The organism is Chryseobacterium phosphatilyticum, from assembly GCF_002899825.2.
GTDB lineage: Bacteria > Bacteroidota > Bacteroidia > Flavobacteriales > Weeksellaceae > Chryseobacterium > Chryseobacterium phosphatilyticum.
The window spans coordinates 487,574-503,530 of sequence record NZ_PPED02000002.1 but is presented as its reverse complement, the minus strand read 5'-3'; the positions used below and the strand labels follow the sequence as shown (position 1 = coordinate 503,530).

Sequence of the window (15,957 nt, the reverse complement as noted above, 5' to 3'; positions counted from 1 at the left end):
GGGTATGTGACGATTGGGACAGACAACTTGATACTCCTGCAGGAGCAAGAGTAGATGGTGCCGGAGTTGCTCTTGACACTGACTTAGATGGTGTTATTGACCTTTACGATAAGTGTGTAACGGTTCCTGGCCCTGTTGAAAACAACGGATGTCCGGTAACTACAGGACCTGTAATAGAAACAGAAACTAAATTAGAAGGAATTGAATTTGATTTAAATTCTGACAGAATTTTACCATCAAACACTCCTATCTTAAATAACGCTGTAAACTATATCAATTCTTCAAATGGTGCATACAATGTAATCGGAGCTACTGATACAAGAGGTACTGATGCTTACAACCAAAAGCTATCGCAGAGAAGAGCAAACAACGTTAAGAATTATTTAATTAAAAACGGTGTTCAATCTGGTAAACTGAATGCAGTAGGTAAAGGTGAAAAAGACCTTAAATATCCTGAATGTGAGCCGGCAACTAAATGCCCTGAATGGAAAAACAGAGCAAACAGAAGAGTTTACTTCGAAGCTAAATAATCAACATATTAGTTATTATATAAAAGTCACGCGTTGCGTGACTTTTTTTGTCTTAGTACTTTTCTTATTTTTACAACATGATTTCTCCGCAGGATTTTCAAAAATTAAAATATGACACTCTTAAGTATTTTTGGGGCTACAACGGCTTCAGAGATTCTCAGGAAGAAATTATCAATTCCGTCATTAATGAAAAAGATACGCTCGTACTTCTTCCGACAGGTGCCGGAAAATCCTTATGCTATCAATTGCCCGCCTTATTAAAAGAAGGAACATGTCTTGTCATTTCCCCCCTGCTGGCCTTGATGAAAGATCAGGTGAATCAGCTTAAATTTCGGGGCATAGAGGCAGAATACTTATCTTCTGAGCTCGATGAATATGATGCTGAAGCTATTTATAATCGTTGTAAAGAAGGCCTTACCAAGCTATTATATGTATCTCCTGAGCGATTGACAAATACTCAGTTTTTACAAAATATTGAAGAAATTGAGATGTCTTTCATTGCGGTTGATGAAGCCCATTGTATTTCAGAATGGGGGCAGGATTTTCGTCCCAGCTATCAGAATATTAAGGCCTTCAGAAGTAACAACCCTGAAATCCCTTGTCTGGCTCTGACTGCTACGGCCACTACAAAGGTTTTGGAAGAGATCAAAAATAAACTGGAACTGAGAAATCCTGCTGTATTTCAGAAAAGCTTCAAAAGAGATAATATCAGAATCTTCACGGAAGAAGTTGCAGACAAGTTCCAACGTGTTCTCGATATCCTAAAATACAACAATGACTCGGGAATCGTATATGTAAGAACAAGAAAAGAAGCAGAATTACTGGACGAATTTTTGAAGAAAAATCAGCTGAAAAACGTGGATTATTTTCATGCCGGCTTAACAACGAAAGAAAAAAACATACGACAAACGACATGGAATAAAAGCGATAATCATGTACTGATTTCCACCAATGCTTTTGGAATGGGAATCGACAAGGACAATGTACGTTTTGTTCTCCACTACTCTCCTGCTGCATCATTAGAAAATTATTACCAGGAAATAGGAAGAGCGGGGAGAGATGGTAAAGACAGTTTTGCTTTTATGCTTTGGAACAAGCAGGAACTTTTGAATTTTGATGAAATTTTGAAAAATCAGACCCCTGGTAAAGCAGAATTTCTAAAAATTATCAGTTACCTCTACTCTATTTTTCAGGTTGCAGAATTTGAGCTGCCTGAGAAAACATTTCAGCTCAATATTTCCGGAATACAGAACTTTACCCGATTATCGAAAGCAAAAATTAATAATGTGCTTAATTTTCTGCATAACCAGGAAATCATTTATCACAACGACAATAAAAGTTTATCTTCCCTTGAGCTTTTCATCAAATCTGATGAGATAGACCAGCTCCCCCAGAAAGATGCTTATTTCATAGAGCTTCTTCTCCGTGCAATGTCAGGAATCACTACTCATAAGGTCATGTTTAGTGAACAACAGGTAAGCAACAAAATCGGAGTAGGCATTCCTCTGATCAAAGAACGCCTGAAAGAACTTCAACAGAAAAATTATCTTGAATACATAGACGGAGCATTGTCTAGTATCAAATTTTTAAAGCCTCGTGATGAAAGAGCTATTCAAAATGCATATTGGAAGCTCTTTGAACACATCCAGAAGAATAAGATCCAAAAGTGGGAGGAAATGAAATTTTATGTAGAAAATAATGACTACTGTAAAATGAAGCTCATCCTTGCCTATTTTGGTGAGAAAAACTCAAAAAACTGTGGCCATTGTTCAGTCTGTGAAAAAAACAAACAATCTATTTTCGGAAAAAATATTTCTCAACAGATCATTAATTTATTGACAAAAAAAGCGTCAACTATTGAAGAACTTTCCATTCAGTTAAGTTATCATTCCAAGGAAAATATTCTGGAAAACCTCATCTTTTTATTGGATTCAGGAAAAGTAAAAATGCTGAACTTCAGAACATATGCGATTAATTATGAACAATCTACACTAAGATAAGTTTATATTTCACGATAAATATCCGGCATCATACTTTGTTATCAATATGCCTTTTATCTTCTGAAAATCTATTTTTCACCTTTAGTTTTCCATTTTCAACTATTGATGAAAAGCCTATCTTTGTACTATGAAATCATTGAAAGTCGTTTTTTTAGGAACTCCTGAGTTTGCCAAAACATCTTTGGAAGCTATTCATCAATCTCATCATCATGTTGTTGGCGTTGTAACAGTTGCCGATAAAGCAAGTGGACGTGGACAAAAGATCAATCAATCACCGGTAAAAGTATACGCAGCAGAAAACAATATTCCTGTTTTTCAACCCGAAAAATTAAGAAATCCTGAGTTTTTGGAAGAACTTAAAAATCTGGATGCTGATGTGTTTGTTGTCGTCGCTTTCAGAATGATGCCTAAGGTTCTTTTTGAAATGCCAAACATGGGAACTTTCAATCTTCATGCCTCTTTACTGCCTGATTACAGAGGAGCTGCACCGATTAACTACGCAGTGATCAATGGTGAGGAAAAAACAGGAGCAACGACATTCTTTATTAATGAAAAAATCGATGAAGGAAATATTCTTTTACAGGAAGAATTGACGATTTTACATGATGAAAATGCAGGAAGCCTTCATGACAGACTCATGGAAATGGGAGCAAAATTGGTTGTTAAAACATTAAACGGACTCGCTGAAAATGCAATTGAAGAGAGACCTCAACCACAAGTTGAACATCCAAAAAACGCTTATAAAATCTTTAAAGAGGATACCCGGATCAACTGGAAAGCTTCTTCAAAAACAATCCATCAGTTTATTCTTGGAATGTCTCCTTATCCTGCTGCTTTCACTACTTTAAAAATAGGTGAAGAGGAAAAGGGACTTAAAATATTCGGAGGAGTGTTTGAAATTATAAATCACGGGAAACCAACCGGGACATTGAGTATTTCTAAAAACGAATTTAAAATCTATACTGAAGACGGAGTTTATTTTCCGCAGGAGTTACAGCTCGAAGGAAAAAAAAGAATGACTGTAAAAGACTTCCTGAATGGATTTCGTAATTTTGATGGAATCACATTAAAGGATTAAATCATACATTCAATCTCAACTAAAAAGTCACGAAATTGTTCTTAACAATTTCGTGACTTTTTAGTTGAGCACATTAATCTTTACTTACAATTTTTCTACGAACCCTGCTGAGAGACTCAGGTGTTACTCCTAGATAGGCTGCAATTTGAATATTGGTCAAACGATGTGCTGTATTGGGGTATTTCTGTAAAAATTCAAGGTAGCGTTCTTCTGAGGATTTGCTTAAATTATCAATAATCCTGCGTTGCAATGCAATGATAGACATCTGAAATTTGAGTCTCATCAACCTCTCAATTTCGGGCATTTCTAAATAAAGCTTCTCTTTATCAGTCTTTGAGATGATGAGAATCTCACTATCTTCAAGAGCCTGGATATTGAGCTTTGAAGGAATATTGTTAATAAAACTGTCAATATCCGAAATCCACCAATTTTCAATACCAAAATATAATATTTGTTCATCAGCATTACGATCAGTATGAAAAACTTTGAAGCAGCCATTCATTACAAATCCCTCATAATTACAGATACTTCCTTCTCTTAATAGAAATTCTTTCTTCTTTACTTGTCGTAAGGTAAATTCACTGCAATATTTGTCCAGCTTTTCATCTGAAATATTAATGTACTGCCGGATATGTTTTTTCAAAGACTCAGTCATAACTTAAAAATAAAAAAAGGTTTAGAAAAATCCTAAACCTTTTGCTTTTTTATCGTTAATAATCTTCTGCAATATTGCTTCTCCGTTGATCATTAATATCTTATAATTGTACCATCTCCGTTACTTCTACATCGTACCCTCCAACCTGAGGCTTGATATTTGGATTTTGAGTGATTACTTTAAATTTATTAATTCCCAGATTCTTTAAAATCTGCGTTCCAATACCATAATCTCTATAGTTGTATGCTAAGGTTGGGTGCTGCTCTTGTCCATCCTGATAATTCAGGAATTGCTGAAGCTTTCTCAAAGTATTTTCAGAATTGGAAACGTTATTAATGAAGATGATCGCTCCTTTCCCTTCTTCATTTACCATATTGGTAACTTTTTCCAATAAAGGTTTTTCACCGTTGTTTAATCTCGTTAATACATCAAAATAAGAATCTGAAGACTGTACTCTTACCAAAACCGGTTCATCTACTGTCCAAGCTCCTTTTGTCAGCACAAAGTGAATCTGATCATTAGAAGTCTCTCTGAAGGCATAAAAATCAAACTCGCCGTAATGCGTTTTTACTTTTTTCTCTTCAATCCTCTCAACAAGATTTCCTTTCTTAAGCTGATAATGAATTAAATCTTCAATAGAAACAATTTTCAAATCGTGCTTTTTAGCAAGCGTGTGAAGTTCGGGTAAACGAGACATGGTACCATCTTCATTCATGATCTCACAGATCACTCCCCCCTCTTTCAGACCGGCAAGGTGAGTAAGATCAATAGCAGCTTCTGTGTGTCCTGCTCTTTTCAACACTCCTCCTTTTCTTGCACGAAGCGGGAAAATATGTCCTGGTCTCATGAAATCTGTAGGCTTGGATTTTTCATCCATCAAAGCTAAAATAGTTTTCGCTCTGTCTCCAGCAGAAATCCCTGTGGAAGTTCCGTTCCCCAAAAGGTCAACAGACACAGTAAAAGCTGTCTCTTTAGGATCACTACTTCTGCTTACCATTACTTCCAATCCAAGTTCATCACATCTTTTTTCAGGAAGTGGCATACAAATAAGCCCTCTTCCGTAAAGTGCCATAAAGTTGATAATTTCCGGTGTTGTCAGTTCAGCAGCACAAAGAAAATCTCCTTCGTTTTCTCTGTCTTCATCATCTACTACTATGATTATTTTACCATTTCTAAGGTCTTCAATAGCCTCCGGAATAGTATTTAATTTAATATCAGACATTTTTACTTTTTATTTGTGCAAAGATACTCATAAAAATAAGCATCTGCCAATTAATTATGGATGGTTTATTACGCTTTGGATAAAGAGTTGACAGCTTCTCTTATAATTTCATAAGATCTTAATCTTTTCTGATGATCATAAATATGGGAATTGATCATTACCTCATCCACATTGAATCTTTCCTGAAACTCTTTAAGTTTTCCCTGAATTTCTGACTGATCTCCGATAAAAGTATATCTCAGCTTCTGCAGAACCATAGACTTTTCCATTGGTGACCATATTTCATCCATCTCATCTACCGGTGGAGCAAAGGGTTTTCTATCATTTCTTACAATATTGATAAAGGCTTGAAATAATGTAGTGGAAATCCTATGTGCCTCTTCTGAAGTTTCAGCAGCTACACCGTTAACACAGGCAATAATGTAAGGTTGTTCCAGATATTTTGAAGGTTCAAAATGTTCTCTGTAAATCTTAAAAGCCATTTCCATTTGCTCGGGAGCAAAATGTCCAGCAAAAGCATACGGTAAACCTAATTGTGCAGCTAGCCACGCACTATCTGTACTGGAACCTAAAATATACAACGGAATATTCAGTCCTTCTCCGGGAATGGCACGTACCATCGCATCCGAATTCTCTTTAGAAAAGTATCTTTGCAGCTCAAGAATCTGTCTGGGAAACTGCTCATTGATAATGGCCGGATTTCTTCCTAAAGCCTGAGCTGTAAGTCCATCCGTTCCCGGAGCTCTGCCAACGCCGAGATCAATTCTTCCCGGAAACAGAGACTCCAGCGTACCGAATTGTTCAGCAATAATCAAGGAACTGTGGTTAGGAAGCATAATACCTCCTGAACCTACTCTTATCGTTTTGGTTCCATTCGCAATAAAGCCGATTAAAACTGAGGTTGCCGAGCTGGCAATACTTTCCATATTATGGTGTTCGGCCAGCCAGAATCTTGTATAGTTTAAGTTCTCAGCATGATTTGCTAAAGATAAACTGTCCTGAAAGGTATCATGAATGCTTTTGTCTTGCTTTACCGGTGCAAGATCTAAAACAGAAATTTTAAAATTTTTCATATCAAGATATTCATTTTTCTAAAGGAGAGAGGAAATCTCCTTTGATTTCATAATTCTAAATTGTAGTTTATTAAAACACAAACAAATTTAAAACATATAAATTGCATTAGTTACTTTTTGTAATTGATAGGATTGATTGATAAGTTCAGGAAAAAACTATTGAAAAATAGAATCAGTTGATGAAGAAAAGCATATGGTTTTTTCGATCTCAATAACAGGGATATTAATGAGTGAATGTGAGCAAGAGAGAAAATACCCATCATGCTTTACATTTTCAATATCTTCTCATAATTCATATTTCTCCACAAATAATTCATTAATAAGAGAAATAAATTACTATATTAGTAATTGAAAATGAAACTTGATTAAATTTTCACACCACTTAAAAAAATATTAATATGAACAGAACAATCAATGACTTATTCTACCAGAAAGGCAGAGTCCAAAGAACAGTCTTACTAAGTTTTATTATGGCTGCTGCTCTTACATCCTGCAGCAAAAATAATGAAGAAATTACAGCAGATGCTCAGGCCAGCGCTGTAAATCAAGAGAACATTCAGCAAGGACAACTCAACGGACAATCTATTACCTATATCAAAAAAGACGGAAAGAATTTTTTCCAGGGTGATATCGTTCTTACTGATGAACAACTAAAGGATCAACCACAACAAAAGGGAGGAGCAAGCTTTTCACGATGGCCCGGAGGTAAAATTTATTATACTGTTGCCAGCAATATGGGCTCTATTAATGCCAACAAAATCACTACTGCGGTTAATGAGTATAATAATAAAACCAATACCCAATGGATTCCTCGGACCAATCAGCCCAATTATGTAGAATTCATTTTCGGAAGTTCATCCGGATCAGACGGATGGGCTCACATTGGCTATCGTGGTGGAAAACAAACAGTTTCTCTGGATCAGTATATTTCTGTAGGGTCAGTTATTCACGAGATGGGGCATACTGTAGGACTTTATCATGAACACACCCGTAAAGACAGAGATCAATATGTGACCATTTTATGGAATAATATTCAGGATGGACAGGCTTACAATTTCAACATTTATAATTCCGGGACAGACATAGGGCCTTTCAATATTAATTCAGTGATGATGTATTGGCCAACTTCTTATTCAAAAAATGGCCAGCCAACTATTAAGAGAGCCAACAACACCAACTTTACCTACAACAGAACAGGTTTCACGGCGGGGGATATTACTACTATTAATACAATGTATCCTTAAATAATTTTAAACAAGCTGTTAATTTACAATCTTCACCAAAAAAGAAAAGAATTCGTTACGAATTCTTTTCTTTTTTATAGTTGTAATGATTCAAAAGAATCCTGATCTCGTTAAATTCAAAATCATTAGGTAATACATTCTTCCACTCTGTAAGCGTTTCATGAGCTTTTTTATAAAACTCTTTTTCAAAAGTTTTGATTTTATCTGAAGTGATCACTCTTGAAATATCCAATAATCCTTGTTCTGCAAATTTGGCAAGATGTCCAATCACCGTTTCTTTCACTAATCCACGTTCCAAAGCTATTTCTCCAATAGTCTTCCCTTGTTCAAACAACTGGAAAGTTAATACCTGAGAAGGAACTTTGGCAATTTTAAGGTTGATCTCCTTATCATTCTTTTCATCTAAAAGTTTAGTTTCAAGAAGGTGAACCTCTTTCAGACTATTCAGATACTCCTCCACATCTTCCAACCAATCTTTGAATTCTTCGTTGTATTGTTTTAATCCTTTTGCACCCTTTATTTCAGCATAGAACTCTTTTAAAGGATTGAAAATTTTATCTCTGATTTCTGTAAAGAAAAAATTAACAGCTCCTTTCGTTTTATTTTCAATTTCAGACCATTCTTCTTTCTGATCAATAAAGTTATTAACCTTCTGGAAAATGATGCGTTCCAGTTTTCCAAATATTTTCCCCAGATTAACAGCTTCATGTTTCAACTGTAAATAAAGCTGGTTGGTTTTAACATGATCAATATTCTTAGTGGCAATCGAAAGTTTATTCCAATCTTCTACTTCTTTCAAAAACCATAAACAATCAATGGTTCTAAGAACTTTTCTGATGCTGTAATCATATTTCTCCTGGTTCAGGATAGATTCTACCTGATCATTCACCACTGTATCAGTATGGAAGTGAAGAATTCTGTTATCTTTAAATATAACTTCAGGAGTAATCTTTGATTTTAAAACAATACCTTCTAAGGTACGGCAACGTGATAATGCTACGTACACCTGTCCTGCGGTAAAACTTTTCCCGGCATCAATAATTACTTTGTCAAATGTCAATCCCTGGCTTTTATGGATCGTAACCGCCCAGGCTAGTTTGATTGGAAACTGCTCAAAGCTTCCTAACACTTCCTCCTTGATGTTTTTATCGGTATCAAGAAAATATTTTTTCTGCTCCCAGGTTTCTTTTTTCACCGTTATTTCCTGTTCACTTCCTTCCAGTACAACCCGGATCTCATCTTCATCGAGACCAATAATTTCCCCTAACTTGCCATTGAAATATTTTTTCTCTCCCGAAATATCATTTCTGATAAACATAATCTGAGCACCAATTTTCAACTCCAGAAACTGATCGTTGGGAAACTGGTTTTCTTTGAAATCTCCTACAAGTTTTGCTTCATATGTTTTTGCATCAACTTTGATCTCAGTTAATTTTTCCTGATTGATCTCATCTGCCATTTTATTATGAGAACACAGATAAACATAGGATTCTTTGCCCATATCAAAATCAGGATCATATCTTTCATTCAGATGATCAAAATCAATGCTTTCCACATCGCCATCTCTGATAGCATTCAGAATTTTAAGAAATTCCTGATCAGACTGCCTGTACACTTTCGTCAACTCAATTGTAACCAAAGGAATCTCTTTGATCGCATGACTGTCAAAAAAGAACGGTGAATTATAATACATTTTCAAAATATGCTCATCCCTTACCACCGGTGGAAGCTGAAATAAATCTCCTATAAACAACATTTGCACCCCACCAAACCGCTGATTATTCCTTCTGATAAATCGCAGGGAAAAATCCATCATGTCCAGAACATCTGCCCTCAACATGGAGACCTCATCTATAATAATGATCTCCACCTCTCTTAAAAGTTTGAGTTTATCTTTACGATATTTGAAATGGGGCATCAGATCGGCAATATTATTTGCCAAACTGGTATCTATCCTTTCTGTTGTGGGTAGAAAAGTTCTCAATGGTAATCCGAACATAGAGTGAATGGTCACTCCTCCTGCATTGATCGCAGCAATCCCGGTAGGAGCTATTACAATATGCTTTTTCTTCGTCCTCCTTACGAAGTCGTTCAGAAATGTTGTTTTTCCTGTTCCCGCTTTTCCGGTCAGAAAAACACTCCTGTTGGTATATTCTATTAAGTCAAAAAAATGATTGTTCATCGTCGTCAAAAATACGGAAATGAATTTGAATTTCTTACCTTGGCATAAGTTTTGAAAATTCTTTAAAAGAAAAAAAATTATTGTGAAAAAAATTCATATTTACATCCCCTTAATAGCATTATGTGCTACATTTACTTTAGTTTCCTGCAATACATCAAAGAATATTAACACCAATAAGCCCATTGACATTGCAGATCGGCCTGCCAACGAAGACAGTCAAAAATATGATCAGGCTCAATTAGATAAACTTAAAGCCTCTATCGAGTCTGAAGTTTCAGGAGAAACATGTACGAATGCTGTTGACTGGACATTTTCTCCAATGGGAATAAAGTCCTGTGGTGGGCCGCAACAGTATATTGCGTATCCAAAAAAATCAGAAACATCGATCCTTCCAAGAATCAATGAATATACGGATAAAGTAAGGATTTTTAATGAAAAATATAATATCATGTCCGACTGTACGGTAGTTCCCGCTCCTACATCCCTTAAGTGTGTCAACGGAAAGATACGACTTATTACACCGGATAATAATTAACAATAAAGCAAAGGTTCAATATCAAATCGAAAAAAGCTTCGTCCCTGGATGAAGCTTTTTTTATATACAGGTAAAGATGTTAAAATATCAGTGATATATTTTACATAGAAAATAAAATATTGTCTCAGACTCTTCTACATTAACCTATTCTATCCATTTCTTCCACTCTCAAAATGTATTACAACTCGTAATCTTTCACATTCTCTTTGTACCAGGATGAATATTTCACATAGTTATCCGCAATCCTGTTGACCTCTCCTTCTAATAATTGAGCGTTGATATCTTTAATTTTTCTTGCCGGTACACCTCCCCATACTTCTCCGGATTTGATATGAGTTCCCTGAGTAACTACTGAACCTGCTCCTACGATTGAATTTTCTTCTACCAGACAATCATCCATAACAATAGCTCCCATTCCAATCAATACATTATCTTTAATGGTACAACCATGAACTATTGCATTGTGTCCGATTGAAACATTATTTCCAATATTTAAAGGATGTTTCTGATAAGTACAGTGCAACATTGCATTATCCTGAACATTTACCTTATCTCCCATTTTAATATAATGTACATCTCCTCTGATCACTGCATTATACCAAACACTACAATCTCTTCCCATTGTAACATCTCCAATGATAGTAGCCGTTTCGGCTAAAAAGGTATTCTCTCCGATCTGTGGTATTTTCCCCAAAAGTTCTTTTATAAGTGCCATAGTTTTGATTTGAAAATTTAAAATTAGCCGAACTGAAAATCCTGTTTTCACCAGGGAATAATCTTTAGTATCTAACTTCTAAATTATAGTGATAGCAAAAATCTAACTCTCAGTTTTCAGCTTCTAACTTCTAATGCGTATTTTTGTATCTCAAATTTAACGAAAAAATGCGTACCGTACTTATAGAACCAACCGAAAACCCAAAAGTGATGAAATTTGTAGCAGATTACAATCTGATTCCGGGGTCTTTAGAGTTGGACAGAAATTCAGATATTTCAGAAATTCCTTTAGCTCAGGAACTTTTCAATTATCCGTTTGTAGAAAGAATTTTCATTACGGCTAATTTTGTTGCTGTTGCTAAACAGGATACTGTAGAGTGGGAACATGTAGTGGAAAGCCTGAAAAATGTAGTTGAGGACGAATTATTGGCCAATCCAAGAATTTATCTTCAGAAGAAAAAAGAAATGTATCAGATTTATGCGGAAATGACCCCTAATCCAAATGTAATGAAATTCGTTTCAAACCAATTGCTGATGGAAGGGTTTGTAGAAGTAAAATCGAAAGAAGCTGCTGAAGAAGTTCCTTTAGCTAAGGCTATTTTAAAAGATTTCGACTTTGCAACAGAAGTTTTCATTTCTGATAATTTTGTAGCGGTTACCAGAGATAATTCTGTAGAATGGCATCAGGTAATGATGGCTGTACGTGCTCTTATTGCTGAATATCTGCAAAATGGAGGTGAGATATCAAAAATTGAACCTCAGAAACATGAAAATCCTGTTGAAAAAATTATCAACAGAGATTATACGGAAGATGAGCAGAAGATTTCAGATATCCTTAACGAATATGTAGCACCGGCTGTAGAAAATGATGGAGGTAAAATTTCATTGATGGAATATGACCAGGCTAATAAAACAGCAAAAATGCTTTTACAGGGAGCTTGCTCAGGATGCCCAAGTTCTACTGCTACTTTGAAAAACGGAATTGAAAATATTTTAAAACAATTCGTTCCCGATTTAGTAGAAAAAGTAGAAGCTGTAAACGGATAAGAGGATTTATGCCTGCCCGTAAGAAAATTTTGGTCATTATTGGGAGTGCGACAAAAAACTCCAGTAATCAAAAACTTATCGAACAGGTATTGGTAGAAAATACCAATACTGATTTTCAGATGTATAGTGATCTTTCTATTCTTCCTCATTTTGATACATCCCTCACTGATGTTGATGTTCCGGAAGAAGTGGTGAAGATCAGAGAATATATCGATCGTTCGGCAGGGGTACTATTTTCTACTCCGGAATATATTTTCAGCATTCCGAGCAGATTAAAAAACTTACTGGAATGGTGTGTCTCCACCAACGTCTTTTCCGGCAAACCTGTAGCATTTATTACAGGTTCTGCCAGTGGAGAAAAGGGTCACGAAGAATTATCATTACTTTTAACTACACTGGGAGCGAGAACGGATGATAAACATCAGCTTTTAATAAAGGGGATAAAAGGTAAATTTGAGTCCAATGGCTCAGTTGAAAGCAATACCTTTGCTAAAATATCAGAATTGATAACAGATTTTGAAAAGTCTGTTTCATAATAAAACTAGAAATATTGAATAAAAAAGGAATTTTACTGGTTAATCTTGGATCTCCAAGATCTACGGCTGTAAATGATGTAAAGGAATATCTTGACGAATTTTTAATGGATGAAAGAGTGATCGACTACCGTTGGATCTTCAGAGCTCTTCTCGTTCGTGGAATTATCTTAAAAACAAGACCTGCAAAATCTGCTGAAGCCTATAAAACAGTTTGGACAGATGAAGGATCTCCTCTGGTTGTTATTACTGAAAAGATCCAGAAGAAACTTCAGAAACTGGTAGATGTTCCGGTAGAAATCGGGATGAGATATGCAGAGCCAAGCATTGAAACCGGGATTCAAAAACTGGTAGATCAAGGTATTTCTGAAATCGTTCTTTTCCCACTATATCCACAGTACGCAATGAGTACGACGGAAACAGTTATTGAAAAGGCGGAAGAAGTAAGAAAAAAGAAATTTCCAAAGATAAAAATCAATTATATTCAACCTTTCTACAACAGAGATATTTATATTAATTGCCTGGCAGAAAGTATCCAGGAAAAATTACCTGAAAACTTTGATGCACTTCAGTTTTCTTATCATGGTGTTCCTGAAAGACATATTTATAAAACAGATCCTTCAAAAACCTGCAAAATTGATGATGCCAACTGTATCAACAGTCAGTCAGATACACACAATGCCTTCTGCTATAGACATCAATGCTATAAAACAACAGAAGCCGTTATAGCTAAAATGGGACTTCCGAAAGAAAAAACCATCGTTTCTTTCCAATCAAGATTAGGAAATGATAAATGGATTGAACCTTATACGGATGAAACACTGGAAACCATTCCTGCAAAAGGAGTGAAAAACCTTGCCATTGTTTGTCCTGCTTTTGTATCGGATTGTCTTGAAACATTGGAAGAGATTTCTGTGGAAGGAAAAGAGCAATTCATGCATGGCGGTGGGGAAAGTTTCCATTATATTCCATGCCTGAATGATGAAGACCGATGGATTGAAGTAGTAAAAACACTTTGCGAAGAAAAACTGAACGACTTCTATTTGGTTTAAAGTCATTCACTCCGATATAAACAAAAGGCCGCTGAAAATTTCAACGGCCTTTTTTGAAAGATATATGTACAGATTATTTTTTAATTAAGTTTCCGGCTTTCTGACCATTCACCGTTACAACATACACTCCCGGAAGAAGATTAGATGGTAATTGTATATTGATTTTGTTGGTTCCATCCTTAAGATCAGCTTTTTCAGAAATCTCTCTTTTTCCTGTTAAGCTAACCAATTCTACGGTTCCTTTTCCAGCTTTTCCTTCAAATATCACTTCAAATCTATCTGTGGCAGGATTCGGACTGATTGTATAAGGGGAAGCATTCGATGCCGAAGCAATGAGCCCTGCGGAAGAAGTACCGCCACCAACACCAACAGCATTCCATGCATTGGTAACCTGTGTCACTTCATTGCTTCCAGCTCCGTATAGATCTGCTGCTGCCTGAAGAGAATAAGTTCTTGTATTGGCATAGTTGGATGATGAAGTCAGGTAAGTAGTCAATGTTCTGTAAGCAATAGCACCTGCTTTATCCAGTCCGATTCCGGAAACATTATAAGCAAAACCGTTATCATTTGTACCAGAACCTCCTGTTACTAATAAATAGTACCAGAAGTTAAGAACTCCCGAATTGGTATGAACTCCACAATAATCATTGGTTGTCTGTCCCGGCACGGCACATCCTGTAGTAGTAGCATCTTTCCAGTATGTACCTTTATAAGTATCCGGCTGGCGATAAGCATTAGGGTTAGACATATCTCTGATGACATAATTGAAATCTTCTCCTAATGTCCAGCTTGCCTGTGTTGGTCTTGCCCAACGTTCTATTGAATTCCCGAAGATATCAGAAAACCCTTCATTTAATGCTCCCGGCTCTCTTTGATACACAAGGTTTGCTGTTTTGGAAGTCATTCCGTGGGTAATTTCATGTCCACAAACATCAATAGCTGTTAATGGTTTTCCTCCGTTAGTTGTAGAACTTCCGTCACCATAGGTCATTCTGGAGCCATCCCAAAATGCATTAAAATAATTGGTAGAGTAATGAACATATGATTTTATTGCAAAATTATTATTGTCGATACTTTTTCTTCCAAATTTTGTATATAAATAATCTACAGTCATTTCTGCTCCCCAATGTGCATCTGTAGCATATTGATCTTTGTTGGTATTTACATTATTCCATACATTATCTGTATCTGTAAAATCTACTGCTGCAGAATAATTAGTACCTTTTTTAAGATTATAGGTTTCTACAGCTGTACCCGCATTTCTACCGGTCTCTCTTAATCTGTAGCTTCCGTTATAAGAATCCGCTACAATACTACGGCTTCCGCTATATCCTGTAGTTGCTGTTCCCGGGGTATTCACTTCATGGATAATAGCATCTGTTCCCAAAATTTTTCCATTTTTTGCATCTACAAAAACATATTGTCTGCTTAATGGTTTTTCTGAGTAAATATCAAATTTATAGGCTAAAGTTAAATCATTCAGCTTTTCATCTGTAGGATCTGAATAATACACCAATTCCCCTTTGGGAGCGAAACTTGCATTAGCATCATTGGATTCTTTTTTGATAAAGTCCTCCTCTTCTTTATTCTGCCACTTGTATGAATCCGCTCCTACAAATGACAGTGCATTTTGCAAAGCGATACTCTCGGAGATATTGGCTTTTTTCTCCATGCCTTTAGCCGGCAATTTAAGAACCCACTTCCCTGATTCACCTACAATTTTTCCGTTTTTAGTCTGAACAGCCATCATTCCATATTCTACAGGAATACCATCAACAGTTTGTTGAAATCTGTGGGTTTCAAATCCAAGTGCATCTTTTTCCAATCCCAATCTACGTGATTCTCCTGATGTCAATCTTTGAGAAGCTTCATCAAATAAAACCGGACTTCCCTGAAAAGCAGGACCGCTTTTATCAAATCTCATAAACTCTGCATGTAAGCCATTTTTTCCGGGAACTACTTTTGACGGGGTGGTTTGTCCAAAAACAAAAGAGCAGGCAGCAACGCTTGCTACTAGAATAAACTTTGTTCTCATAATAATATTTGTTAAATGTGAAAAACGAATTTATAAACTTTTAACATATAATTGATA

Annotated in this window: 14 protein-coding genes; 8 read left to right on the top strand and 6 right to left on the bottom strand. The window is 35.9% G+C overall.

Going from position 1 to position 15,957, the window contains the following annotated elements:
- The 3 genes from C1631_RS09340 to fmt all read left to right on the top strand — a co-directional run.
- On the top strand, positions 1-530 hold a 530-nt coding region (locus tag C1631_RS09340), incomplete at its 5' end, for an OmpA family protein (RefSeq protein ID WP_133248963.1).
- Positions 531-607: 77 nt separating this feature from the next.
- Positions 608-2,530 (top strand): RecQ family ATP-dependent DNA helicase, encoded by a 1,923-nt coding sequence (locus C1631_RS09335; protein WP_109711829.1) that lies wholly within the window; start codon positions 608-610, stop codon positions 2,528-2,530.
- Positions 2,531-2,657: 127 nt separating this feature from the next.
- Positions 2,658-3,608: a methionyl-tRNA formyltransferase gene (gene fmt / locus C1631_RS09330; protein ID WP_109711827.1), complete on the top strand. Its 951-nt coding sequence runs from the start codon at positions 2,658-2,660 to the stop codon at positions 3,606-3,608.
- A 73-nt stretch (positions 3,609-3,681) separates the two neighbouring features.
- Here the strand turns inward: fmt and C1631_RS09325 are convergent, their stop codons facing one another.
- The 3 genes from C1631_RS09325 to C1631_RS09315 form a co-directional block, all read right to left on the bottom strand.
- Positions 3,682-4,263, bottom strand: coding sequence for a Crp/Fnr family transcriptional regulator (locus tag C1631_RS09325; protein ID WP_103249453.1), 582 nt, complete (start codon positions 4,261-4,263; stop codon positions 3,682-3,684).
- Positions 4,264-4,363: 100 nt separating this feature from the next.
- A complete protein-coding gene (ribB, locus tag C1631_RS09320; RefSeq protein ID WP_109711825.1) occupies positions 4,364-5,485 on the bottom strand; it encodes a 3,4-dihydroxy-2-butanone-4-phosphate synthase in 1,122 nt (373 codons plus the stop codon).
- 68 nt (positions 5,486-5,553) lie between these two features.
- Complete coding sequence (locus C1631_RS09315; RefSeq protein ID WP_109711823.1) at positions 5,554-6,558, bottom strand: LLM class flavin-dependent oxidoreductase; 1,005 nt, start codon at positions 6,556-6,558, stop codon at positions 5,554-5,556.
- Positions 6,559-6,956: 398 nt separating this feature from the next.
- Between C1631_RS09315 and C1631_RS09310 the strand changes: the two genes are divergently transcribed.
- Positions 6,957-7,802 carry a M12 family metallopeptidase gene (locus C1631_RS09310; protein ID WP_109711821.1) on the top strand — a complete coding sequence of 282 codons (846 nt, stop codon included), beginning with the start codon at positions 6,957-6,959 and terminating at the stop codon, positions 7,800-7,802.
- A gap of 55 nt (positions 7,803-7,857) precedes the next feature.
- Here C1631_RS09310 and C1631_RS09305 read toward each other — a convergent pair whose 3' ends face one another.
- Complete coding sequence (locus C1631_RS09305; protein ID WP_109711819.1) at positions 7,858-9,984, bottom strand: helix-turn-helix domain-containing protein; 2,127 nt, start codon at positions 9,982-9,984, stop codon at positions 7,858-7,860.
- A gap of 82 nt (positions 9,985-10,066) precedes the next feature.
- Here C1631_RS09305 and C1631_RS09300 point away from each other — a divergent pair, with 82 nt between their 5' ends.
- The gene (locus C1631_RS09300) at positions 10,067-10,519 is read left to right on the top strand and encodes a hypothetical protein (RefSeq protein WP_103247674.1); all 453 of its coding nucleotides are present in this window, start codon (positions 10,067-10,069) and stop codon (positions 10,517-10,519) included.
- Between the two features lie 178 nt (positions 10,520-10,697).
- Here the strand turns inward: C1631_RS09300 and C1631_RS09295 are convergent, their stop codons facing one another.
- Positions 10,698-11,234, bottom strand: a complete 537-nt coding sequence (locus C1631_RS09295) for a gamma carbonic anhydrase family protein (protein ID WP_103247673.1) — start codon at positions 11,232-11,234, stop codon at positions 10,698-10,700.
- 167 nt (positions 11,235-11,401) lie between these two features.
- Between C1631_RS09295 and C1631_RS09290 the strand changes: the two genes are divergently transcribed.
- The 3 genes from C1631_RS09290 to hemH are packed head-to-tail and all read left to right on the top strand — an operon-like array spanning position 11,402 to position 13,865.
- Complete coding sequence (locus C1631_RS09290) at positions 11,402-12,280, top strand: NifU family protein (protein WP_103247672.1); 879 nt, start codon at positions 11,402-11,404, stop codon at positions 12,278-12,280.
- 8 nt (positions 12,281-12,288) lie between these two features.
- Positions 12,289-12,816 (top strand): NADPH-dependent FMN reductase, encoded by a 528-nt coding sequence (locus C1631_RS09285; protein WP_103247671.1) that lies wholly within the window; start codon positions 12,289-12,291, stop codon positions 12,814-12,816.
- Positions 12,817-12,830: 14 nt separating this feature from the next.
- Entirely contained in the window at positions 12,831-13,865 is a 1,035-nt protein-coding gene (hemH, locus tag C1631_RS09280; protein WP_103247670.1) for a ferrochelatase, read from the top strand.
- Positions 13,866-13,938: 73 nt separating this feature from the next.
- Here the strand turns inward: hemH and C1631_RS09275 are convergent, their stop codons facing one another.
- Positions 13,939-15,900, bottom strand: a complete 1,962-nt coding sequence (locus C1631_RS09275; protein ID WP_103247669.1) for a M4 family metallopeptidase — start codon at positions 15,898-15,900, stop codon at positions 13,939-13,941.
- Positions 15,901-15,957: the final 57 nt, after the last annotated feature.